Annotated in this window: 18 protein-coding genes; 15 read left to right on the top strand and 3 right to left on the bottom strand. The window is 39.9% G+C overall.

Annotated features, from left to right (window positions below; genetic code table 11):
- The first annotated feature begins 17 nt into the window (after positions 1–17).
- Positions 18–2,300 carry a CDP-glycerol glycerophosphotransferase family protein gene (locus V6Z54_RS09830; RefSeq protein ID WP_338527276.1) on the top strand — a complete coding sequence of 761 codons (2,283 nt, stop codon included), beginning with the start codon at positions 18–20 and terminating at the stop codon, positions 2,298–2,300.
- Positions 2,301–2,473: 173 nt separating this feature from the next.
- Here V6Z54_RS09830 and V6Z54_RS09835 read toward each other — a convergent pair whose 3' ends face one another.
- Positions 2,474–5,479: a CDP-glycerol glycerophosphotransferase family protein gene (locus tag V6Z54_RS09835; protein ID WP_338527277.1), complete on the bottom strand. Its 3,006-nt coding sequence runs from the start codon at positions 5,477–5,479 to the stop codon at positions 2,474–2,476.
- A 309-nt stretch (positions 5,480–5,788) separates the two neighbouring features.
- Between V6Z54_RS09835 and V6Z54_RS09840 the strand changes: the two genes are divergently transcribed.
- Both V6Z54_RS09840 and tagH read left to right on the top strand, forming a co-directional pair.
- The gene (locus V6Z54_RS09840) at positions 5,789–6,616 is read left to right on the top strand and encodes an ABC transporter permease (RefSeq protein WP_024426273.1); all 828 of its coding nucleotides are present in this window, start codon (positions 5,789–5,791) and stop codon (positions 6,614–6,616) included.
- A gap of 19 nt (positions 6,617–6,635) precedes the next feature.
- The gene (tagH, locus tag V6Z54_RS09845) at positions 6,636–8,237 is read left to right on the top strand and encodes a teichoic acids export ABC transporter ATP-binding subunit TagH (protein WP_269102649.1); all 1,602 of its coding nucleotides are present in this window, start codon (positions 6,636–6,638) and stop codon (positions 8,235–8,237) included.
- 26 nt (positions 8,238–8,263) lie between these two features.
- Here the strand turns inward: tagH and galU are convergent, their stop codons facing one another.
- Positions 8,264–9,145, bottom strand: coding sequence for a UTP--glucose-1-phosphate uridylyltransferase GalU (gene galU, locus V6Z54_RS09850; protein ID WP_008343198.1), 882 nt, complete (start codon positions 9,143–9,145; stop codon positions 8,264–8,266).
- 269 nt (positions 9,146–9,414) lie between these two features.
- Here galU and wecB point away from each other — a divergent pair, with 269 nt between their 5' ends.
- On the top strand, positions 9,415–10,554 hold the full coding sequence (gene wecB, locus V6Z54_RS09855; RefSeq protein WP_073978910.1) for a UDP-N-acetylglucosamine 2-epimerase (non-hydrolyzing): 1,140 nt from the start codon (positions 9,415–9,417) through the stop codon (positions 10,552–10,554).
- A gap of 33 nt (positions 10,555–10,587) precedes the next feature.
- Here wecB and V6Z54_RS09860 read toward each other — a convergent pair whose 3' ends face one another.
- Positions 10,588–11,508 carry a LytR family transcriptional regulator gene (locus V6Z54_RS09860; protein WP_041087989.1) on the bottom strand — a complete coding sequence of 307 codons (921 nt, stop codon included), beginning with the start codon at positions 11,506–11,508 and terminating at the stop codon, positions 10,588–10,590.
- Positions 11,509–11,690: 182 nt separating this feature from the next.
- Between V6Z54_RS09860 and V6Z54_RS09865 the strand changes: the two genes are divergently transcribed.
- The 11 genes from V6Z54_RS09865 to V6Z54_RS09915 all read left to right on the top strand — a co-directional run bounded on the left by V6Z54_RS09865 (position 11,691) and on the right by V6Z54_RS09915 (position 25,371).
- The gene (locus V6Z54_RS09865; protein ID WP_041087991.1) at positions 11,691–12,014 is read left to right on the top strand and encodes a hypothetical protein; all 324 of its coding nucleotides are present in this window, start codon (positions 11,691–11,693) and stop codon (positions 12,012–12,014) included.
- A 24-nt stretch (positions 12,015–12,038) separates the two neighbouring features.
- Positions 12,039–14,147, top strand: a complete 2,109-nt coding sequence (locus V6Z54_RS09870; protein WP_269102645.1) for a SpoIID/LytB domain-containing protein — start codon at positions 12,039–12,041, stop codon at positions 14,145–14,147.
- A gap of 23 nt (positions 14,148–14,170) precedes the next feature.
- Positions 14,171–15,661 (top strand): N-acetylmuramoyl-L-alanine amidase, encoded by a 1,491-nt coding sequence (locus V6Z54_RS09875; protein ID WP_041087995.1) that lies wholly within the window; start codon positions 14,171–14,173, stop codon positions 15,659–15,661.
- A 124-nt stretch (positions 15,662–15,785) separates the two neighbouring features.
- On the top strand, positions 15,786–17,282 hold the full coding sequence (locus V6Z54_RS09880) for a cell wall-binding repeat-containing protein (protein WP_338527278.1): 1,497 nt from the start codon (positions 15,786–15,788) through the stop codon (positions 17,280–17,282).
- A 128-nt stretch (positions 17,283–17,410) separates the two neighbouring features.
- On the top strand, positions 17,411–18,004 hold the full coding sequence (locus tag V6Z54_RS09885) for a hypothetical protein (RefSeq protein WP_231120175.1): 594 nt from the start codon (positions 17,411–17,413) through the stop codon (positions 18,002–18,004).
- A gap of 199 nt (positions 18,005–18,203) precedes the next feature.
- Entirely contained in the window at positions 18,204–18,863 is a 660-nt protein-coding gene (locus V6Z54_RS09890) for an exopolysaccharide biosynthesis polyprenyl glycosylphosphotransferase (protein ID WP_034281119.1), read from the top strand.
- 17 nt (positions 18,864–18,880) lie between these two features.
- Positions 18,881–20,332: an MOP flippase family protein gene (locus V6Z54_RS09895; RefSeq protein WP_305960492.1), complete on the top strand. Its 1,452-nt coding sequence runs from the start codon at positions 18,881–18,883 to the stop codon at positions 20,330–20,332.
- A complete protein-coding gene (locus tag V6Z54_RS09900) occupies positions 20,329–21,513 on the top strand; it encodes a glycosyltransferase (protein ID WP_338527279.1) in 1,185 nt (394 codons plus the stop codon). Before V6Z54_RS09895 ends, V6Z54_RS09900 begins: the two co-directional genes overlap by 4 nt.
- Positions 21,514–21,592: 79 nt before the next feature.
- Positions 21,593–22,930: a UDP-glucose/GDP-mannose dehydrogenase family protein gene (locus V6Z54_RS09905; protein WP_041088008.1), complete on the top strand. Its 1,338-nt coding sequence runs from the start codon at positions 21,593–21,595 to the stop codon at positions 22,928–22,930.
- Between the two features lie 14 nt (positions 22,931–22,944).
- Positions 22,945–23,874, top strand: coding sequence for an NAD-dependent epimerase/dehydratase family protein (locus V6Z54_RS09910; RefSeq protein ID WP_041088010.1), 930 nt, complete (start codon positions 22,945–22,947; stop codon positions 23,872–23,874).
- Positions 23,875–23,913: 39 nt separating this feature from the next.
- Complete coding sequence (locus V6Z54_RS09915; protein WP_073978919.1) at positions 23,914–25,371, top strand: O-antigen ligase family protein; 1,458 nt, start codon at positions 23,914–23,916, stop codon at positions 25,369–25,371.
- Positions 25,372–25,394: the final 23 nt, after the last annotated feature.

Consider the following 25,394-nt stretch of genomic DNA (forward strand, 5'->3'; position numbering starts at 1 on the left):
GAGGAGATTAGCGATTAATGATTGAAGAGGGAATTCATAAGAAGAAGAGTGTTGTTGAAGGGTTAAAAAATCACCATGAGAAATTAGAAATGCTGATTCGCATCGATGATGACATGCCATTAACAGATAGGGAATTTTATTTGTTTATGAGGGAAAGAGTATCAAAACAAGAGCTTTTCCTTCCGCTTGTTCATCAAGAAGAGAATCTATTCAAATTGATATTGAGTGAATCATCGCTGCCGCTTTCGTTAGAGCAAGGCCAGACATATAACTTGTATGTCACGGACTATTTAAGCACAAACCAAGAAGAGGATGAGGACGAGCTTGAGGACTCAGCTTATGATTCTGATTCCGAAGAAGAGGAAGAAGAAGTAAAAGAAGCAGATATCAATACAGATAATGAATCTGAAGAGAAAACGTCAAACTATAAACGCCGTTTAAAAATGGAAGTAGAAAAGCCTGAGCTGACTTTTTTAGAAAATAAAGACGCCATGCTGTATATCATTCCATACCGCACAGACAAAGGGAATGCTTCTTTGAAAATCAAGCGTGAGCTAAAGGTTGTGAAATTCAATCAAATCGAGCTCAACAAAGGATGTAAGTTATCTTTATCCGGGTATGCAGGTGTTCTAAGTGCAGAACATCAATATGAGATCAAAGAAGCAAAACTTCTATTGAAGAAAAATGGTGAAGAACCAATTGAACATCGTTTTCCGGTCAATATCACCCATATAAAAGATGAAGTGATCGAATACCGCGATGATCAACAGGTACCACAGCTTTATCAATTTTTAGCAGAAGTTCCTTTAGAGGAATTGACCTATTCCTTGAACAGACGCCTTGTATATCGCTTCTATCTTGAATTTATCTGCGATGTGAACGGAGTAGAGGAAACATTAACAACCACTTCTTTAGTGCTTGGAGACCGCTCGAACAAACTCAAAGGACTTGTTCAAATCCATAAGCGTAACGATGTACCGATTCGATATGAAGTGTACCGAAAGAAAAAAAGACAAACGCTTGGCATCCGTATTAATGACTACACCATGAAAACACGTGCCAAGTATTACGTCAAAAGCAAGTGGAAGAAATTCAAAAAGAAGATCGGTAAAATCAAAAAAGTCCGTAACCGCCTTGTGACAAGAACGTTTAAAACGACCTTTAAACTGGCGAGTAAGCTGTCTGTGAAAAAGAAAACCGTTGTTTTTGAAAGCTTTAACGGAAAACAATTCAGTTGTAATCCACGTGGTATTTATGAGTATATGAAAGAAAATCACCCTGAATATACGCTGATCTGGAGCGTTAAAAAGGGTCATGAAGCACCGTTTAAGGAAAAAGGCATCTATTATATCAATCGTCTGTCATTGAAATGGATTTTTGCGATGGCAAGAGCCGAGTATTGGGTCGTAAACAGCCGTCTTCCGCTGTGGGTTCCAAAGCCAGATCACACAACATACTTGCAGACTTGGCATGGTACGCCGTTAAAACGACTGGCAATGGACATGGACGAGGTGCATATGCCTGGAACAAACACGAAGAAATACAAAAAGAATTTCACGAAAGAAGCATCGAATTGGGATTATCTCATCTCTCCTAATGCCTACTCGACTGAAATCTTTACACGTGCGTTCCAATTTCAAAAGACGATGATTGAGTCAGGATATCCGAGAAATGACTTCCTTCACAATCAAAACAATGAAGAAACGATGAGAGCACTGAAACAAAAAATGAACCTGCCGCTCGATAAAAAATTGATCTTATACGCACCGACATGGAGAGACGATCAATTTTATAAAAAAGGGCAGTACAAATTTGATTTAGACCTTGATCTGCATGAGCTCAGAGCTGCAATCGGAGATGAATATATCATCATTCTGCGTATGCACTATTTAGTTGCTGAAAACTTTGATTTAGGCCCATATGAAGGCTTTGCCTATGACTTCTCTCATTACGAAGACATTAGAGATCTTTATATGATTTCTGATCTGCTCATCACAGATTACTCATCTGTGTTCTTTGATTATGCAAACCTCAAGCGTCCAATGCTGTTCTATGTGCCAGACATTGAAACCTATCGAGACAAGCTCAGAGGCTTCTACTTCGACTTTGAACAAGAAGCACCTGGACCGCTTGTGAAAGAGACAGCAAGTGTCATTGACTGGATCAGAGAAACAGAACAGCCATCCTTTACATTACCAGAGGCATTCTCGCCGTTTTATGAGAAATTCTGCTACTTAGAGACTGGAGAATCTTCGAAGCGGGTCGTTGAAGTAGTGTTTGATAAAAAACATAATGCTTAAAATTCGTGTATTATTGTATGAACAAGATTATGATTAAGAAGACAAACACCTTTAAGTTGATTTTCACTTAAAGGTGTTTTTTTATCCTGACTAGTAAACAAAAAAGCCAGTCGACTGTCTCGGACTGGCATCTTCAAAAAATAAATATTCTCAATATCGTTATTTAGTAGCTATTAATTAGAAAAGTTTTTTTTGTGTATGTTTCTTTTTAGATGTCTCTTAATTGTCTTAAGAGCTTTGAGTGTTTTTCGAGATTTACCTTTTAACTCTTTTACTTTTTTAACACTGATTGTGAAAAGATAGTTTCGGACTAGTGTTTGAATGGTCGCTATTTTTATATTTTGAAGAGTTTCTTTAGAAATTCTTGTTAAGGAAGCAATGATTGAAAAATCATCATCTTTTAAAGAAGATATTTCATTAAAAATTCTTTCGCAGTTTTTGTTATCAGTATACGTTAGAATTAAATCTCTTCTTTCTTCGACAAATAATTTCTCTCGGAAACCATTATGAATTGTATGAATAATTTCATTAACTAAGCTTGCTTGATCTTCTACAATTTCACCTAGGAAAGTTTCTTCCTTACTTCTTAAAATACCCTTATTGAAAAATTCTTCAAAATCAAAATGATAATATATAACTGGTTTTTTCATAAAACTTACATCAAATGACACACTAGAATAATCGGTAATAAGGAGAGAGGCTCTCATTAATAATTCTTGAACGTTTACTTCACCCAATTCCAAAATAGACACTACATCACTCTTATATTTGTTGAAATAAGAGATATATGGCTGCATTCGATAATGAGGATAAAATAATAGTTTCACTCTATGTTTTTTTAATTCTTGAAGCAGTTTTTTATCTTTTAGAATCGAAATATACTTCTCATAGTAATCTGATTTTAAGAAAGTTTCTTCTGTATTGAGCCATTCTCTCCATGTTGGCATGATTAAAATCTCTCTATCGCCATTATGATCTGTTGTCTTAGAATTAGCTAAATGATCAAATCTTGATAAGCCAGTCACCTTAACCTCTGATTCTTTGTAACCAAAATGATCCATCATCATTTTCTTTTCATAAACCGAGCTGACACAAACTATATGAAAAGGATATTGATAGAAAAATCGATGATATTCGGCTGATTTTCTTCCCATTACACCGTGTTGTAGAAAGATTCTTTTTGCTTTCTTCGTATGTTGATATTGTGGTATTTTAAATGGAAGGAAATATTCTAGATCATGAGAACCGATAAAGTGTGTAGCTTGTAGTGTTTTTTCAATATGTTCAGCTGAGCCAATGATCAGTACGTTTCCAAGATGTTCGATATTTCGAATATCTTTACTTCCTTCTTCAATAGCATAATAAACTTCTTTATCAGGATGCTTTTCTCTGCAATATTTGAAAAAGTGATAACCTGTATCTTGAGCGGTATCTGGTCTTTCTCCTATAATCCAAACTTCTTCTCTGTTTTCACTAATTTGATCCTCAGAAATAGAAGATTTAAAGGGAAGTACTTCTAGTTTTAGATTTCCCTTAGGAGTTGTTGACGAAAAGTTAAAAATCTTATTGTTATCATTACCTTTATATTTGATAATAGAAAGATACTTGTCTTTCTTATAAGTATACTTAACAAACCCTAGACGCCTATTAAATGAAAACTTTTCTGTATCGAATCTTATAAAGAAATCCCAAACTCCTTTTTCTTCAGGGAGTGTGGATGTATCAAATAACACTTTGAACCCACAGTACGTATAGTCTTTCTTGTCCCGTTTATAATGATAAGCAAATGTTAAGTCTCTTTTATTTTGTACGGGAATGGTTATTTCTTTTAAAGATGCGCGTTCTTTTAAGACTAATGAGCGCTTAACAGAATCTGAATGAGGCATTTCTAAGCCTCTTAAGATAGCAGCGCCTTCAATTTTTAAGTAGTGACCACGTATTTTTTTGACTTGATAGAGATTTCTTACGGTTCTAGCTTTCCTAACTGTAAAACTCAAGTTTTGACTGGCGGTTCGATGTAGTCCTACTTCAAAAGGTACTTTCTCAAATATATTAAGAACGTTATTTTCATCAAAAGTCAAAGAGGTATTTGTGACTTTGGCGAAAATAGTTTTCTGACTTTTTTTGTTTGTTAATAAAAAGAGCCAGTCAGATTGTTTCTGACTTCCATCTTGTAAGGCTTCAATGATACGTTTAAAAGGTATCTTTAAAATAAAATCTTCATCATTTATACGTTTTATTTTAGTTAACACAGTACTCTCTGTGTCTTTGTTATTTATCATGTGAATTTCAGAGACATGATGATCTATTAATGCTAATTGTTCACTTGCTATAGATATTTGGGCAGTCATCGTTTGATTTTGAATATAGCTCTCTTTAAAAGAAACAAGTAGACTTTCTTGTTTGACATCTAATATCAATCCACTATTTTTCTTTTTAAATTGACACTGAAAGAGATGATCAGTAGTTTTAAATGAATTTGTAGGAACCAATTTTTTTCTGTCTTTTATAAAAGATCCTAGTAGCTTACCCTCTATTTCTTCATAAAAATGCATTTGCCAGATACCCTCATATAAATTATGAAGGCCAAGTGAACTTAAATCTATGTGTGCAGACCAAATTCCATTTTCTGAAATTGAATTAACAGGAAATAATATCTTATCCTTTGAAGGTACTCTATGAAGTGAAATAAAGAATTTTCTTTGATCTAATGGAGCATCAATGTCTAAAATGTTTGAAACACCATTTATTGTGAGAGTATAATTTTCAAGCATGAAATCAATCATATTGGTTTTGTATAAATTTGTTCTTTTTCTAGCGTTTAAAATTTCGAACGTTATTTTTGTTTGTAAGTTTTCATTGCTTGTTCTTTTAATTAGTACAGCCAATTCTCTATGCAGAATCTTTCTTTGCCATTTGTGATGAACGGCATATTGTAGCGGAGTGAGTATTCCAACTTGATCTGCTACGAAAATACTGAAAGAGGAACCTTTTAGAGGGAGAATGTCTTTAGCACGTATTTCTGCTACGTAAAAACCATCTTTATTCTGCTGTAGAGGAAAATCAAATGATTGATTATCACGAATGAAATTTATTGTTTTTAGGTCTTTTTTATCATATGAATGTATGAACAAAGATAAGATAGAGTTACTAGTTAAAATACTTTCTAAAGAAACCATAGTCTCTCTCCTTAAAATCTAGTTAATAATCTATTTTTAATTAGTAAAAATAATACTGAATAACTATAATATGGATATCCAAATAATATGCTCTGATTATATAGTCAAGATAGTTTAACATACATTATTCTGAAATGTAAATATCATCCCAAATTTGCTTATAACCTATGATCAAGCAAATAATTCCTATACTTATGAAGGATAGCATCTTTGTTTTGTCTTTAAAGTGAAAAAATAAACAACATCTGTTACAATTATGAGCGGTGCTTTTAATTTTGGTACTCAAAACTTTTGTTAAGGAAGATAACAATGAACGCAATGTTGACGATACTAAAGGAGCAAATCAGCTCATTTCCGCTGATTATGCGACTTGCTGTTTATGAAACAAAATCAAAATATCAGATGAATTATTTAGGTGTTTTATGGCAGTTTTTAAATCCATTGATTCAAATGCTGGCTTACTGGTTTGTTTTTGGTATGGGCATTCGCGGAGGACAGCCAATTGTCATTGGCGGTGTGGAGATTCCATTTATCATCTGGATGCTTGCCGGATTAATCCCGTGGTTTTTCATTAGTCCGACCATTCTTGATGGATCAAACAGTGTGTTTAAACGCATTAATATGGTATCGAAGATGAATTTTCCGATTAGTGCGCTGCCGTCTGTGGTGATTATGTCCAACTTGTTCAGCTACTTTGTTATGATGGGTGTCTATCTGATTGTGCTGATTTCCTATGGCATCTACCCTGACGCGCATTGGCTGCAATATATATACTATTTTATTTGTATGATCGCGTTTATGTTTTCGTTTAGTTTGTTTAATTCCACGATTAGCGTACTCGTGAGAGACTATCAATTTCTTTTACAATCCGTGACAAGATTACTTTTCTTTTTGCTGCCGATTTTTTGGAATATCTCAGAAAAGCTCACTGGAGACAAAGCGTGGATTGGGGATATATTAAGACTGAATCCTCTTTTCTACATTATTGATGGTTTTAGAAATAGTTTGTTAAAGGGAGAATGGTTTTTCCATGATGTCAAATACACACTTTATTTTTGGCTGATCACGCTTCTTCTTTTAACAGTCGGTTCATTGCTTCATATGAAATTTAGGGATAAATTTGTCGATTTTCTTTAAAAAGTAAGGAGATTATACGATGAAACTAAAGGTTTCGTTTCGAAACGTATCCAAGCAATACGTCCTATATAAAAAACAGTCGGATAAGATTAAAGGACTGTTTTTACCTAATAAAAATGAAAAAGGTTTCTTTGCTGTTCGTGATGTGTCCTTTGATGTATATGAGGGCGAGACCATTGGTTTTGTGGGGATTAACGGATCTGGGAAATCGACAATGTCGAACCTTCTAGCGAAAATCATTCCACCGACAAGTGGTGAAATTGAGATGGACGGCCAGCCTTCGTTAATTGCCATTGCAGCAGGGCTAAACAACCAGTTAAGCGGAAAAGACAACATTCGTTTAAAGTGCTTAATGATGGGATTAACGAATAAAGAGATAGATGAGCTTTATGAAAAAATCGTAGAGTTTGCGGATATTGGAGACTTTATTGACCAGCCTGTAAAGAGCTATTCAAGCGGAATGAAATCCCGTCTTGGTTTTGCCATTTCAGCGCATATCGATCCAGATATCTTGATTATTGATGAAGCACTGTCTGTTGGAGACCAAACCTTCTATCAAAAATGTGTGGACCGCATTACAGAATTCAAGGAACAAGGAAAGACGATCTTTTTTGTCAGTCACTCCATTAGCCAAATCCAAAAAATCTGTGATCGGGTGGCTTGGATGCATTATGGTGAGCTTCGTATGTTTGATGATACGAAAAAGGTCGTAAAGGAATATAAGGAATTTGTTGATTGGTTTAACAAGCTTTCCAAGAAAGAGAAACAAAAATACCAAATGGAACATAAGGAAGGCAGAAAAGGCGTACAAAAGACAGAAAAGGTGTCTCGTTATCAAGAGAACGGAAAACGGCGCTCATTGTTCGGACCCGCATTTCAAGTGACAGTTTTAGCGGCCTTAACGATATTGCTTGCCTTATCGATGTTTTCGGATCGCCCGCTTCGTACACTGGCGACATTTGGTGCAATCCCATCAGATAAGATAGAAGCGCCTCATTCGAAGAACCAAGAGACGAAGGGGGCACCCGATATGAAAAAGGTGGATCAACAGATGATTATCACGGCTGATCCACTCAAGGTTTACAAAGACCGAGCCATGAAAAAAAAGGCTGATGTCACTTTGCCATTTGGACAAGAAGTACAGGCTGTGGCTGAAAATAAACAAACCGTTCAAATTAAAACAGCGTCAGAAACGTATTTTGTTAAACCTGATGCGCTTCAAAATGCAGAGGATTTAAAGTCATTATCCATTGGACCAGGACAGTTTAATTCCTATGTATCGCCTGCATCAGCAGGTTCATATGAGTATTTACTTTCTTTCCTTGGAAAAGAAGAGTCTGTTCTAAAGCAAAGAATGCAGACGCTGAGCTCGATCAAAAGTGATCAAGGGGATACGATTGAGCGTTTGACCACAGAGAAAACTGACTATGTCATTCAAAATGGTCAGGCAAACACCATTGTGTTTCGAGAGGTGATGTCCATCTCTCCTTCCACACTTGGGCTGACAGAACAGAATGTCTGGATGAATGAGAAACAAACGAAATTCGCAGTGAAGGGCGAAAACAATCTGTTTGTCATTGATAATGAACAGCATACACTGACTATTTCCGTGATTAATTAAAAAAGCTGCCGATGCCGGCAGCTTTTTTAGTTCACTTCTTCTTTTTCGAGAAGCTGTTTCATAAATGGAATGAGTTTCTTTTTCAATTCTTCATCCTGAAGAGCAAACTCAAGCGTTGTTTCAATGAAGCCTTGCTTCTCACCGACATCGTATCGTTTCCCTTCGAAATCATAGGCGAAGACGCGCTGGATGTCATTCAGTTTTTGAATGGCATCTGTCAGTTGAATTTCGCCACCTGCACCAATTTCTTGCTGATCGAGGTACATAAAGATCTCTGGCGTGAAAATGTAGCGACCTAAGATGGCTAGGTTCGATGGTGCTGTTCCTTGCGGCGGCTTTTCAACAAAGTTTTTGACTTGATAGCGGCGTCCTTCTTGTGTAAGAGGATCAATGATCCCGTAGCGATGAGTATCGCTGTCTGCTACTTGCTGAACCCCAATGACAGATGAAAGAGTTTTTTCATATTCATCCATCAGCTGGCGAAGCCCAGGTGTTTCGGCTTGAACAATGTCATCACCTAATAAAACAGCAAAAGGCTCATCACCGATAAAGTTGCGTGCGCACCAAACCGCGTGTCCGAGTCCTTTAGGCTCTTTTTGACGTATGTAATGAATGTCAGCAATGTTAGAGGATTTTCTCACTTTTTCTAAAAGCTCGCTCTTTCCTTTTTCCTCAAGGTTGCGCTCTAACTCTGGTGCAAAATCAAAATGATCCTCAATGGCTCTTTTCCCTTTTCCAGTGACGATAATAATGTCTTCGATTCCAGATTCAACAGCTTCTTCAATAATATATTGAATGGTTGGCTTATCAACGATTGGAAGCATTTCTTTAGGCATTGCTTTTGTTGCAGGGAGGAAACGTGTCCCAAGACCTGCAGCTGGTATAATGGCTTTACGTACTTTTTTCAATGAACTTTGCACCTTCCTTACATATAGAAAAAATGATTTGGCTCTATTTTTCATCTTTCATAAAGTGTAACTTACAAATGATAGAAATGACAAATGATTTACGATAAATGCATGATCTGATTCAATGTTTATTGTAAAGAGTTTGTGTAAATTTTTATGTTGAAAAGAGTAAAGGTGATGTAAAAATTGAAAATAGAATGATTAGGATTCGTTCCTAATCTTTTGTATAATACACTTATGATAAATGAGAAGGAAAGAGGCATCGACTATTGAAAACATTACATGTAATGACTGTATTCGGGACGAGGCCTGAAGCGATTAAAATGGCACCCCTTGTCCTTGAGCTGAAAAAACATCCGCAAATCAAATCCTCAGTCACTGTGACTGCACAGCATCGGCAAATGCTTGATCAAGTGTTGAAAGCCTTTAACATTCAACCAGATCATGATTTAAATATTATGAAAGAACGCCAGACATTATCTGAAATCACATCAAATGCACTATTGAAACTAGATCAATTATTCCAAGAGGAAAAACCTGATATTGTCCTTGTTCATGGAGACACAACAACAACCTTTGCAGGAAGCTTGGCCGCATTCTACCACCAAATTTCTGTCGGTCATGTTGAAGCGGGTTTAAGAACACACAATAAATATTCACCGTTCCCTGAGGAATTGAACCGTCAAATGACTGGCACAATTGCTGATATTCATTTTGCCCCTACGGCTGAAGCGAAGCAGAATCTTCTAGTTGAAAATAAAAAAGAAGAGACGATTTGTGTGACGGGGAATACAGCGATTGATGCATTGCAAACAACGGTTACAGAGCAGTATCAACACCCTATTTTAGAGAAAATAGGCACAGATAAAATGATTTTGTTAACGGCTCATCGCAGAGAAAATCTTGGCCAGCCGATGAAAAACATGTTTAGAGCGATTAGACGTATTGTCGAAGAGTTTGAAGATGTTCAGGTTGTATATCCTGTACATTTAAACCCTGCTGTTCGTGATGCGGCTCAGACAGAATTCAGTGATCTTAATCGTGTGCACTTAATTGAGCCGCTTGAAGTCGTTGATTTCCATAACTTCGCTGCTGCCTCACACTTTATATTAACGGATTCTGGCGGTGTACAAGAGGAGGCGCCTTCTCTAGGGAAGCCAGTACTAGTTCTGCGCGATACAACAGAACGCCCTGAAGGTGTGAAAGCTGGTACGCTTAAGCTCGCGGGTACAGATGAAGAGACCATCTACAATATGGCAAAACAGCTGCTAGTCGATCAGAAAGAGTACGACAACATGTCGAAGGCGTCTAATCCATATGGTGATGGACAAGCGTCAAAACGAATTGTTGAAGAGCTTCTTCATCGTTTTGGATTAAGCGAAGAAAGACCAGTTCCATTTCAATCATAAAAAAAGAAGACTACATTTCTGTAGTCTTCTTTTTTACTGCTCCAAACTTTCCTTCAATTCCTTCTTCACTTTAGCCAGACTGCTGTCATCAAGCTGGTAGTAATAAATGTTATTGATACGTGCGCCTGATCCTTTCAACTCGTGCTGCTCCACATGCTGTCTTGCATCACGATAATCATTCATCATCGTCCACATATCGTCAAATGACATGTTTGTCTTCATATTATTTTCCACGACTTTGAACATATCGCCGAATTTCGTTATAGATGAAATGTTGGCACCTTTTGCAATGATGCCCTCAATGACTTGGCGCTGTCTTTGCTGACGTCCGAAGTCACCCTTTGGATCTTGCTTTCTCATTCTCGTATAGGCAAGGGCTTGATCCCCGTTCAGGTTAATCTCTCCTGTACCAAATGAATGGCCGTCATAGCTAAATGCAAACGTGCTGTTCACCGTAATTCCGCCAAGTGTATCGACAATATCCTTAAAGCTTTCCATATTGACTTTAACGAAGTAATCAACAGGTACATCAAGCAGTTCCTCTACAGTATCTGCTGCCATTTGTGTACCGCCGAATGCATAGGAATGGTTGATTTTATCCATTGTGCCTTTTCCGACAATTTTCGTATACGTATCACGCGGGATGCTCACCATCTCGGTCGTTTTCGTTTTCGGATTTACTGTCATGTATATTAATGTGTCTGCACGGCCTCGGTCATTTTTTCGTTCATCGACTCCCATAACTAAAATAGAAATCGGGTCTTTCTTATTTAAATCGACATCTTTGTCACGCTTATCTGACTTCTTTAAATTCTCCTGAATGCCTGCGACGGTCGATGCTGCTGTGTTCCAAAGATGATATGCGTATCCGCCAGTTGCTAATACGAATAAGCCAATAATCGATAAAACAATCCAAAGAACCTTTTTCTTCTTTCTTTTTCTTTCAGCTCTCATAATGTCCCTCACCTTTTCTATGATTCTTCCATGATTATAGGTTTACGAATCTTGATAAACAAGTTATTTTTTTACTCTGAACCTAGATATAGACGTTGTAACAAAAAAAAGGTTTCAAAAAACCTTAAATTTACCTTAAAATAATAAGTTATAAGACGATACAAAGACATGAGGTGAAAAAAATGAAGAAAATCGTCGTTTTACCGTTCTTAATACTGCTACTAGGTATCGTGCTCACAGCATGTGGAACGGCTGAGCAGTCCACAGGAGAAAACAAGACAAGCAGTTCAACTCCTCAGGTACTGGAAGAGAAAGCTGAATTTATTGGAATGGCTGATGCACATACAGTCGAAGTGAAAAAAGTGAATACGACCCTAAGCTATGAATTTACGGATAATTTTAAAGATGTGTTAAATGAATTTAAACCAGGAGACACAGTAGAAATCTCTTACTTTATTAATGACAGTGGTCAAAAGGAAATCCAGAAGATTGAAAAACAGAATTAAAAAAGATGGGCGGGATGAACAAAATTGAAGAAAACAGGCGTTACACTAATCGTTCTCATGATACTGACTCTACTAGTTGCACCCTTTCAGTCTGCCATGGCAAGCTCGGCAATTTCAGTGAAATTGTCTAATTATATCGGAAACAAAACAAGCATGGATATCTCAACAACTGGGGAATACAAGCTATCAGGATCAAATGTTGCTGTGACGAAAAGATATGACGGCAAAAATAGATACGAAGTAGCCAACAGCATCGCATCTGCTGGCTGGAAAAATCCATCAACTGTCGTCATTGTCAGTCGTGATGCATTTGATCATGCGATTTCTGTATCACCGTTAGCATACAAATTGGGCGCACCTATTTTGTATACGAATATTGAAAGGCTTACGAAAACAACAGAAAACCAGCTGAAGAAAATGAAGCCGGATAACATTCTGATTGTCGGAAATACGAAAAGCATTTCAACAGCTGCTGAGAAATCTATTAAAAAGTATGGCAAAGTCAGACGTATTAGTGGAAAAGACAAGTTTGAAATCTCCCAAAAAATCGCTAAAGAAATGGGTAACTATAAGCAAGCTGTCGTTGTCGGCGGGAACTCATTTATGAATGGGATTGCCATTGCATCCTATGCATCGAGAAAGGGATACCCTATCCTGTTAACGAAAAAAGATTCCATTCCGTCTTATAGAATGCCAAGTAAAGTGATCATCATCGGCAGTACGAAAAGTACTGGACAAAAAGTTGAAAATCAAATCAAAAAAACCTCACAGGTGACAAGAATCAGCGGTGCCAATCGCTATGAATTATCTGTGAATATTATAAAGAAATTAAATATTAATGCAGATAAAGTTTATTTGGCGAAAGCCTCTAGCTATATTTATGCTATGCCGCTGTCGCAATTGGCTGCAAAATCTAACAGTACCGTTGTGTATGTGAAACCCGATTCTGTCACAGCGTCTTTAAAAGCACTGTTGAAGGAAAAAGGTACATATGCTTATCATCTTGCGGGCAGCACAAGTGCGATTAAAGATAGCTTGAAAAATTCATTAGCCAAACAAGTTTATCTGAAAAAAAATCAAAACTACCAATTGAATATTTCTAACGGAAAAATTTCATTAAAAGGCATAAAAACGTATAACACAGTAAGAGTTGTTCCTGAGAAATATTCAACAAAAAATGTCCTTCAAATTGCAGGAAAGCCGTATTTAGGCAGCGTAAACTTTGCAATTGAATCAGGGTATATCAGGCCGACTCTCGAAAATATTCCATTTGAAGACTATCTAAAAGGCGTAGTGCCAAATGAAATGCCTGCAAGCTGGCATGTTGAAGCGTTAAAAGCACAGGCGGTTGCCGCTAGAACGTATTCGGTGAAAAGTATTGGAAAAGTCGTCCCTGATACAACAGCCTTCCAAGTCTATGGAGGATATAACTGGTACACAAATTCGACAAAAGCTGTCGATGCCACAAAAGGAAAGGTTCTGAAATACAACAATCAGCTCATTTCAGCAACCTATTACTCTAGCAATGGCGGTTATACAGAGGCAAGTGAAGAAGTATGGGGAAATGCACTGCCATACTTAGTGGCCAAAAAGGACACAAAAGATCCAGTCAATCCATGGACACTGAAACTCTCTAAAAAACAACTCGGCACGACATTGACTGCTAGTACGGCAGCATCTCAATGGTCTAAAGCAAAAGAGACAAATGCAGCTGACCTTGCTGGCCTGAAATCATGGCTGCTTAAAAACAAAGAAACTGCTGCATCTGATATGAAAATCGCATCAATCTCAAGCCTGACGTTCTCAGGGAAAACAAAAGGCCAGCGTGCGAAGACGGTATCGATCAAACTGACATACCATCTGAAAAACAAAACAGGCACATATTCGGTGAACAAAAGCACAACGGCAAGTATGAAGATGACCGAGTTTCGATCAGTCATGGGCGCAACAAAAGTGAAAAGCACGTTTGCGTCAGTCAAAAATAACACAAATGATTTCACGATTTCAGGAAAAGGGTATGGCCACGGCATTGGTATGAGCCAATACGGAGCCAAAGCGAGAGCTGAATCTGGAAACTCATACTCTTCCATACTCTCGTTCTACTATCCAGGTACAAAACTAACAAACTATTAAAGGGTAAAAGGAGGACATAGAAGATGCGCTCATTGATGAAAACAGCCATCCTCAGCCTCATCGCTATTTTCGTTATCGTTCCAACAGCTTTGGCAGACAATTCAGTATCAAGAATTGATGGCGGGAGCAGATATGCCGTAGCGGCAAACGTAGCGAAAAAAGGATGGGGAACTGCAAGTACAGTCATTTTAGTAGGGAAAACTGCGTATGCAGATGCAACAGCAGGAATTCCACTTGCACACCAAAAAAATGGACCAGTTCTTTACACAAACAGTAAAAGCCTTTCGGGTGATACAAAAAAAGCCTTGACTTCATTAAAAACAAAAACTGTGATCGTTTTAGGCAGCACATCAAGTGTGTCAAACAACGTGGTCAATCAAGTGAAGAAAATGGGCATCTCCACACAGCGTATTTCAGGAAAAAACCGATATGAGCTATCTGCGAATATCGCGAAAAAAATGAAAAAGCCAGCAGGCGTCGTTGTCGTTGAAGGTTCTTTCTATGCACATGGTATTGCGATTGCGCCTGTAGCTGCACAAAAAGGATTCCCAATTCTATACACAGATAAAAAGGGACTTCGTTCTGAAATCGCTTCTGTTGCAAAAGCAAGCAATGTGAAACAAACCATTGTAGTCGGCGGAGAGAATTACGTCACAAAAGCAGCTTATAATAAATTGAAATCTCCAACGCGAATCAAAGGCTCGACTCGTTATGATGTTGCGGCGAATATTGTGAAAAAGTACAATATGAGCGTCAATAATACCTATGTAGGAAGAGGATTTGGCTATGCCACTTCATCTTCTGCAGCAGGAATTGCAGCAAAGCAAAACAAAGCATTGCTTCTAACGAATGAAAAGACGCTTCCAAAAGTAACAAGAGCAACAGTGAGCAGCAAGAAAATCACCAAATTTACTGTCGTAGGCAGTACAAATACTGTGACACCAACTGTTGTAAACCAGCTGAAAAACCCGGCTGTTGGGAAAAAAGTATTCATTGATCCAGGTCATGGCGCGCATGATTCAGGAGCTGTAGGTTACGGATTATATGAAAAGAATTTGAATTTAGATGTAGCAAAGCGTTTAAATACGAAATTAAACAACGCTGGTGCACTTGTGACCATGTCAAGAACATCAGACACATTTGACAGTCTTCAAACACGAGTGAGCAAAGGTGCCAATGCGAAAGCAGATATCTTCATTAGTGTCCATGCGAACTCAAATGATAACAGCAGTGCAAATGGAACAGAAACATACTATGACAAAACATATGCGGCTGCAAACAGCCTGAAGCTGGCGCAAAACATCCAGCCTAAAATGGTCAGTGCACTAGGTACAAGAGACCGTGGTGTGAAAACAGCTGGCTTCTACGTCATTAAATATTCTAAGATGCCGAGCGTTCTTTTAGAAACTGGTTTTGTTTCCAGCCCAGTTGATTCAAACATCTTGAAATCTGCTACGTATAAAGATCGATTAGCGTCAGGCATTTCAAGCGGTGTGTCAGGTTATTTTAGATAAGAAAACACAAACCTGGGGGGTGCCTCAGATCCTCTTAGGCTGCTCGAGAACGTACTCGGCAGCCTTTTTTCAAAAGTCCATGAAGCATCCTGGGTGAAGGGTTCAAACCAAGGAGGTTGACTTCATGCGTTTTGATATCAAATGTATTTTACTGATTGCTATTTCACTATGTTTATATACACCATCCGTTTTTGCTCAGCACACTGTATCGAGGATAGAAGGAAGCAATCGGTATGAGGTGGCGGTAAATGCCGCGAAAAGGGGCTGGCAGGAAGCGCCTGCAGTTGTTCTTGTGGGCGGTGATGCTTATGCAGATGCCCTAAGTGCTGTGCCTTATGCCTATCAGCAAGGGGCCCCAGTCCTGTTAACGAATGCGGGCAGTCTTTCAGGTGCTGTAAAGACAGGGTTGCAGCAGCTGAAAACGAAGCGGGTAACGATTCTTGGCGGGACTGCAAGTATTTCTGAAAAAGTCGTGAAGCAGTTAAAAGCGATGAATCTATCCGTTTCCCGTATTCAAGGAAAGAACCGCTATGAATTGGCAGCAAATGTGGCTAAGCACATGAAGAGTGCTAGTGCAGCTGTCGTCGTGAATGGTTCTGCTTATGCTGATGCTGTCGCGATTGCTCCATACGCTGCCAAACAAGGCTATCCTATTTTATTAACAGATGCCAAAGGACTGCGCGCGGAAACAGCCAATCTATTAAAAAACAAAGCGGTCAAGCGGACCATTGTGATCGGCGGAGAAGCAAGTGTTAATAAAACCGCTTTTCAAAAGCTTCCATCACCAGTCAGAATAAGCGGTGCCGATCGGTATGAGGTGGCTGCCCACATTGCTAAAACGTATCCAATGAAGACAAGTCAAACATTTATAAGTCATGGGTATGCTTATGCAGATGCAGCAGCTGCGGCAAGTATAGCAGCGAAGCAGGAACAAACCCTTCTTCTCACAGACGCTCAAACGGTGCCGAATGCCATCAGAAAAGTCATTGGAACAAAACAAATGTCAGCATTTTCTGTGGTAGGCGGAACATCAACCATTCAATCAAATGTCATCACACAGCTGAAAAATGCGGTGTTAGGCAAAACGATTTTTATTGATGCAGGTCATGGTGCGCAGGATGCTGGAGCGGTAGGGAATGGACTGCTTGAAAAGAACATCAATTTAGGAGTAGCATTAAAGCTGCAGTCCAGGCTTAATCAAGCGGGTGCCCTTACTGTCATGTCGAGAACATCTGATACATTTGACTCCTTGCAGACACGTGTCAGTAAAGGAGCGCAGGCAAACGCTGATGTATTCATCAGTATTCACGCCAACGCAAGTGATAACAGCCGTGCGAATGGAACAGAGACGTATTATGATACGACATATGCGGCAGCTCATAGTGTCAAGCTGGCACAACAGGTTCAACCCCGAATGGTCAGTGCCCTTGGTACAAGAGACCGCGGAGTGAAAACAGCAGGTTTCTATGTCATCAAGTATTCCAGAATGCCGAGCATCTTGCTAGAAACCGGCTTTGTGACAAGCCCAATTGATGCGAGTATTTTAAAATCAACCGCTACAAAGGATCGGTTGGCTTCTGGAATTGCGACTGGTGTGTCCAACTACTTTGCCGTAAAATGAATCGTTAATGGTGTGTCAAGTTAAAAATACATTTCATTTTTGGTTATGTTTGTTATAATTGAAACATAGAAGGTGAATGGTTTACGCATAAATCTTCAAAAGACAGCAAACCGACAAATCATGAAGAGGTGACGAACTTGAAAAAATTAATCACAATGCCGTTTCTAGTATTGCTTCTAGGAGTATTGCTCACAGCGTGCGGCACAACAAATCAATCAAGCGATAACAAAAAGGATGACAGCAAAAAAGAAACAACTGAAGCAGCCGATCAAAACAAAGATAAGGCTGCAGACAAAAAATCAGAAGATCAATCATCAAATGAAAAAGCAGATGATCAAAGTAAAGAAACAGCTGCTCAAACAGAAGAACCAGCAGGTCAATCTGATGAAGAAGCAAAAGACAGCTCAAGCAAAGAAATCACAAAAGAAGAACCTGCTAAAGACCAATCAAAATCTGACTCAAAAGGTGACTCTAAAACAAAGAAAGAATCAACAACTAGTAAGAAAAATGAAGTCACCAAAGAAGGCACATATGTCGGTTTGGCTGATGGACATACAATTGCTGTCAACATTGATGGAAAAGAAGTAGCTATTCAATTCGGAAATACCTTTTCTAAACAAGTGAATAGCTTAAAAGAAGAATCAAAAGTGAAAGTAACCTATACAAAAGATGCAAACGGAACACTTCGATTGAAAACAATCGAATCTGTAAAAGCAAAATAAAGAAAAGACTCGGAGACCCGCAGAATTGCGGGTCTTTTTTACGTTGAAAAGGGCATAACTTGATATAAGTGCACATTCTTAACACAGTTTTACAAGACTTAACAGCGCATTTACATTTGCTTAATGTTGCTCTGCTAAACTGACTTTCATAGAACATCTCTTTACACAACAACTACTTTGAATGGTGAGGTGCAGGTCAGTGAGTGCAGAGAAAGCGATGAATCTTTACAGAGAATATGAAGTGAGACGAAATCACTCTTTTGCCTTAACAGAACATATGGTTCGTTATTTATTTGCAAAACGTTTCATAGATTTAATGTTCTCGTTCATCGGATTGATGTTGAGTACGCCAATCATTTTGCTGTTTGCTCTTTTGATTAAGCTGGAAACACCAGGGCCAGCCTTTTATATGCAAGAAAGGGTAGGGAAAGACGGTGTTTACTTTAAATTATGGAAGCTCAGATCGATGAGAACTGACGCAGAAAGCGGAGGAGCGAAATGGGCTCAAAAAAATGACCCGCGTATCACCAAAGTGGGGGCATTCATCCGTAAAACAAGAATTGATGAACTTCCACAATTTATCAACGTGTTAAAAGGAGAAATGAGTATCGTAGGCCCTCGTCCAGAAAGACCGATGTTTACCGCAGAATTTAATCGGACGATTCCAGGCTTCACAAAAAGATTGGCAGTAAAGCCGGGGCTGACAGGTCTTGCTCAAGTAAATGGCGGATATGAAATGAGTCCAAGTGAAAAATTAACACATGACTTACAGTATATTCAAAACTTGACATTTTCTCTCGACACGAAGATTATGGTAAAAACGTTAAAAGTCATCATGACTGGTGACGGAGCCAGATAAGTAAAGTAGGGAAGAGAATGGCAAGTATGAAAAAACGCATGCTAGGCGGGGCAAAATGGACAAGCTTGTCCGCATTGATCATCACCATCATCCAAATTGCACAGTTCGCCTTTTTAGGGAACGTGATGTCACTCAAAGAGTTTGGACTCGTTGGTATGATCACAACTGTCACAATATTTACGCAGATTTTACTTGATCTAGGAATTGGGGCAGCGATCATTCAAAAGGAACAAACGACAGAACGTCAATTATCTACATTATATTGGATCAACTTGCTCACAGGGATTATCTTGTTTTGTCTGCTCATCCTGCTAAGCCCAATGATAGCCGCTTTTTATAACCGGCCAGAGCTAGAGGGTCTGCTCAAGCTATTATCGATCATGTTTCTGATCGCACCGATTGGCCAGCAGTACCAGTATATGATGCAAAAAGACTTAGCCTTTAAAACTTTAAGCACCATTGAAGCCATTGCGACCATCATATCGCTGCTCGTTTTACTTGTTTTCGCCTTCTTCATGAATCCGATTGTCGCCTATGTCATCTCTCAAGTGGTGCTGCAATCAGGAAAAGGTCTCATGTATGCAGCGGCTTATTGGAAGAAGTGGCGTCCAGCACCTGTTTTTGCATTAGGAGAAGTGAAGGAATTTTTCTCATTCGGTGCATTCCAGCTCGCATCCAGATTGGTTAACCGAGCAGGATCGAACATCGACATGATTTTAATCGGACGGTTTCTTGGAGCGGAAGCGTTAGGTATTTACAGCTTGGCGTATCAAATTGTGACGATTCCCGTGCTGAAGATTAATCCGATTGTGACGAGAGTGGCTTTCCCAGTTTTCGCAAAAAGTCAGCGTGATCACTCCATGCTGCGTGAGGGCTTCCTAAGTATGACGAATATGCTCGCATTGGTTAGTTTTCCATTATTAATCGGCCTTGCTGCCGTATCAGACAGTTTTATAGAAGTCGTGTTTGGAGAGAAATGGCTAGTAGCGGTTCCGGTTTTAAATATATTGTGCATTGTCGGCCTGCTGCGTGTGCTAATGAATCCAAACGGTTCCATACTTCTTGCAAAAGGGAGAGCGGACTTAGCCTTTTATTGGGATACGGGGATGCTCATCGTGTATGGCTGCGCATTATATGCAGGTGTCATGACAGGCAGTCTGCTCACAGTAGCTTGGATTTACTCAGGTGTCAGCCTGCTCAACTTTATTGTCGGCAGATGGCTCATGGCATATGTCATTCAGCTTGATATGAAGGTGTATTTAAAATCACTTGGAAAGCCTGCTGTCATGACGCTGCTTATGGCGGTCTGTGCGATAGCTTTACATCAAGGGATGAAGCTGACGTCAGCAGATATTTCACTTCAATTACTACTGACTGTTTGTGTCAGTGCTGCATTGTATGGCTTGCTGCTCATCAAAATGTATCCGCAGGCTGCAGGCAAATTATTGAGAAGAGGTCGTTCGTCATGAAGGTACTATGGCTGACAAGTGTATATCCTAGTGAAAAACACCCGAGTGAGGGCGTATTTCATGAAACGCAAGTGCAGGAGCTGCTCAAACAAGGAATAAAAGTGACTGTCATTTGTCCTAATCCAGTGAATCCGCCGGTTTTACGGATGCTCAAGGCATCCTATCGGCAGAAAAAAGAGCTGCCTGAACAGGAAGTGAGGAATGGAGTGACGGTTTACAGACCGCCTTATCGAGCGCTCCCTGGACAGCTGAAATGGGCACAGCCGAGTAAACGAATAGCGGCTTCCGTTCTCGAAGCAATGCAGCGTCATCAGCTGTCACCAGATTTTATTCATGCGCACTTTGCCATGCCGTCTGGCGGAGCGGCGGCTGTCATTCAGAAAGAAACGCAAATCCCTTATCTCTTGACCTTACACGGCAGTGATGTGAACGTATATCCGAGCTATAGCAAAGGGGCACAGGTAGCCTTTGAAACGGCGGTGAAGCAGGCATCTGTTGTTCTGACAGTGAGTGAGGAGCTGGCTAAAAAGACAAATGATATGACGAAGGTAGAAGCAAAATGTCTTCCGCTTGGTATTCCGCTCCAATCATTTTCCAGAACGGAAGAAGATCAAAAAGGCATCAGAAAGCACTTAGGTTTACCGATTCAAGATAAGCTCGTTGTTTTCGTCGGGCGTTTAGTGAAAGAGAAGGGCTTGCTGGAATTAGCTGATGCTGTCAGCAGCATGGATGGTGTGAAAGCAGTCTTTGTCGGAAAAGGCCCCCTTGCAAAGGAGCTCACGGAACGGAGGGGAGCATCTATTATACTTCCAGGGCAGGTGCCGAATGAGCAGGTAAGAGACTACTTAATGGCAGCTGATCTGTTTGCACTCCCTTCCTACAGTGAAGGAATGCCAACCGTCGTTCTAGAAGCGCTCGCTTTAAAAGTACCTGTCATTGCAACACGGGTTGGTGGTCTCCCATCCTTATTTTCTACCTATCAACACCTGCTCGTTGAACCGCGTTCGACGCGTCAGCTGAAAGAGGCGATTCACGCCTGCCTTTATGAAAACAGATGGAATGAAGAAGTGAAGAACGATCTTCATGAAATGGTTCATACAAAATATTCATCAGAACATAATGCGAAGCATCTCGTTCAGCAATATGAGAAGGTGCTCAATCAATCAACATCCATCGTTTAAACAAGATGAAATGTGCAAAGAATGATAGATAGATAAACAGCTTGGAACGGACAATATGCTTTTACTGAGAGGATGAAAAATGTTGAAGAAAATTGCTGTGATTGGAACAGGGTATGTCGGGTTAGTATCGGGTACTTGTTTTGCTGATATCGGAAATCGTGTCATCTGCTGTGACATTGATGAATCAAAAATCAACAGCTTAAAAAGTGGTGTCGTTCCCATTTATGAACCAGGTTTAAAGGAATTGATTCAAAAGAATACAGAAGAAGGAAGACTGTTTTTTACAACGAATATTCCTGCCGCTATTAGGGAATCAGAGATTATCTATATTGCCGTAGGGACACCGATGACACCACAAGGGGAAGCGGATTTAACGTATGTGAAAGCCGTCGCTCAAACGATCGGTGAACACCTGAATGGCTATAAAATCATCGTCAATAAAAGCACAGTGCCCGTTGGAACAGGCCGCCTCGTTCAAGCCATTGTGGAAAAGGCATCGCGCAGCAAATATCCCTTTGACGTCGTATCCAATCCAGAGTTTCTCCGAGAAGGCTCTGCAATTCAAGACACGATGAATATGGAGCGGGCGGTCATTGGTTCAACAAGCACTCATGCTTCCACCATCATCAAAAGGCTGCATGATCCGTTTCAAACAGAAGTTGTGGAGACCAACTTAGAAAGTGCTGAAATGATTAAGTATGCTGCAAATGCCATGCTTGCCACAAAAATTTCTTTCATTAATGACATTGCAAATATTTGCGAGCGGGTAGGCGCTGACGTTGAAAAAGTCAGTGAAGGAGTTGGATTAGACAGCCGCATCGGGCATAAATTTTTAAAAGCAGGCATTGGATTTGGGGGTTCTTGTTTCCCGAAAGACACGATGGCTCTTCTCAAAATTGCCGAAACATCCGGGTATCGGTTCAAGCTGATCGAATCTGTCATTGAAACGAACAACAACCAAAGAGCCCACCTTGTCAGCAAACTGATGAGTGTGTTCGGTGATATTAAAGGAAAAACCATTTCTGTCTTAGGCCTTGCATTCAAACCGAATACGAATGATATGCGTTCCGCACCTGCATTAGATATTATCCCAATGCTGAGAGAGCTAGGTGCTTTTGTGAAAGCCTATGATCCAATTGCTTATGTAGAAGCTGAACGGGAGCTTGGCCCGCAGGCGGTTTTCAGCAACGACCTGTATGAAACAGTAAAAGATACCGATGCCTGTCTCATCCTAACAGAATGGGACGACGTACAGAAGATGGATAAAGACCAGATCAAGCAGCTGCTTCGTTCGCCAATTGTAATTGATGGAAGGAATTTGTTTGATCCAGCAGAAATGAAAGAGAGAGGATTTATTTACCAGTCTATCGGCCGCCCAAGTGTATGGGAAGCAGAATTGGTATCGAAGGCACAATAACAGGGGGAGCTTGGATGAAGAAAGTATTGGTTACTGGGGGAAGCGGATTTATTGGATCACATACGGTAGAGGCTTTACTAGAAAAAGGCTATGAGCCCATCGTTCTTGATAACTTTTCAACTGGATCTCGAGAAAATATTGCCCATCTTTCCGTGCGATGCATAGAGGCAGATGTCACAAAGCCAGCGACGATTGATTTGATCAAACAAATCGCACCGGATTACATCATTCATCTTGCAGCACAAGTGAGTGTAGCCATTTCCGTTAAGGATTTCGTTTATGACGAAGAGGTCAATATCAAAGGATCTCTGCACGTCATGAAAGCTGCGGCTGAAGCAGGAGTGGAAAAAGTCATCTTTGCCTCTTCAGCAGCTGTCTATGGAGACCCGGTATATCTGCCAGTAGACACCGCACACCGGCTGAAGCCTGGTTCACCTTATGGCTTAGCAAAACTGACAGTAGAGCGGTATTTAGAAATGGCAAAATCACTCTATGATGTAGACTATTGTATTCTCAGGTACAGCAATGTATATGGTCCGCGCCAAGACGCACTTGGCGAAGGCGGTGTTGTCTCTATTTTCTCTGATAAGTTTGCAAAGGATGAGGCCCCTTTTATCTTTGGAGATGGGGAACAAACAAGAGACTTTATCTATGTGGGTGATCTAGCAGCAGCAAATGTTGCGGCTTTAACAGCCCAATCAAACGTTTGTTTAAATATTTCGTGTGGTGATTCCATCACTGTGAATGAACTGTTTCAAACGATGAAACGGGTAACGAGTTCACAGCTTGAACCGATTTACAAGCCGCAGCGTGCAGGAGATATCGTGCATAGTACTTTAGCAAATGAGGAAACGAAACAAGTCTTAGCTTGGGAGCCTGTTGTGAGTTTACAGGAAGGTTTGGCTCGTACCATTTCCTACTATAAACAGGAAGTCAAGGCTTAATCCCTCAAATCGGATGGGTTGCTTAGGAGGAAAATGGGTATGAGCGTGAAACAAACAGCATGGCAAATCTTGATTGGATGTATATTATTTGCAGCAGGGCTAGGACTTGTACAAATGGCGTCTGCGCAGCCCATCGGGTTAAAAAAGATCGTCGCCATTCCGGTCCTGCTTTTGGTCCTGACGGCTTTTATTGTGTTAATGAAGCTATACATGAACGGTGAGCAAGTGTTCATGTCAGCCATTTATCTTTTAATTGCATTGACCTTTCTCAACAACGCTTTCTTTTCTATTAGTGCCGGGTTCTTTAGTCTTTTTCTCTACCGTATCATGCTCATTGCTGCCTTTGCTTTATTCATATGGCGGATGAGAGATAAGGGGACATACATATCGCAGTGGCAGCAGATTCGTGTAAAAGGGATTCTTGGCTTTTTTGCTGCATGGTTTCTTTACGGGCTCATCTCACTGCTGTGGGCTCATTCGGTGACAGACGGTCTCAAATATATGTCCCTGCTTGCTATGGGGATGGGATTTGTCTTTCTTGTTGTCATGTACATCCAGCGAATGGATCAAGTGGTCACCTTTTATAGCATTTGGCTCGTCATGACTGTATTTGTCATGGGGATAGGGTTTTATAATCACTTTACTTTGAACCATTTACCGAATACTTCATTGTATCTTGGGCCGGCGTATAAACAGCATTATCCTACAGCTGTCTTTTTTAATCAAAATGACTTTGCGACGTTTTTATCGATTAGCTTTTTCTTATATTTAGCGTGTATGCGGCAAATGAAAAATGGTTATATCAAAGCATTTGGATTATTTGGCGCCATTGCAGCACTGTATCTCATTTTGTTAACAGAATCCCGCGCGAGCCTGCTTGGCATATTTGCGGGAGTCGCCATCTATGTGTGGCTGCTCATGCCGCGCTTTCTCAAAAAGTGGTCACTCATCGCAGCCGGCGGACTTGGTGTCATCTGTATCGCTGTTTTTTCAGCCAAGATTTATTCAGTCTTTTATGACTTGTTTCTCGCTTCTCAGGTCGCGCATTCTTTTAGTGAACCACTCCCATCCAACATTGCGAGAGCGAATTTGATCAAAAATGCATGGCATTTCTTTACGGATTCATACGGATTTGGTGTCGGAGCGGGGAATGTGTCTTACTACTTAGCCCACTTTTCGATCTTTGATACAGATCAAGTCGTTGAAGTGCACAATTGGCTGCTGGAAGTGATGACGAACTTTGGATTTGCAGTCATGCTGGGCTATATATCCGTCTACGCTTATCTCATGTTCACGCTGTATAAACAATACCAATGGGCTGACACAAGATCAGCAAAAATGATCATTGAAGGTTTGTTCGCTGCCATGCTGAGCTTTCTCGTTTCAAGTATCAGTCCTAGTTCTGTCTCGAATTTATATTTCCACTGGGTCTTTTTAGGACTCGTGATCGCAGCGGTGAATATGTTGAAAAACAAACAGCGGTTTAAGACTTGGTAAACCGTGTGTGATGCTGCACTGGT

It is taken from the genome of Bacillus sp. MAG717A (assembly GCF_036884855.1).
In the GTDB taxonomy this organism is placed as follows: domain Bacteria; phylum Bacillota; class Bacilli; order Bacillales; family Bacillaceae; genus Bacillus; species Bacillus safensis.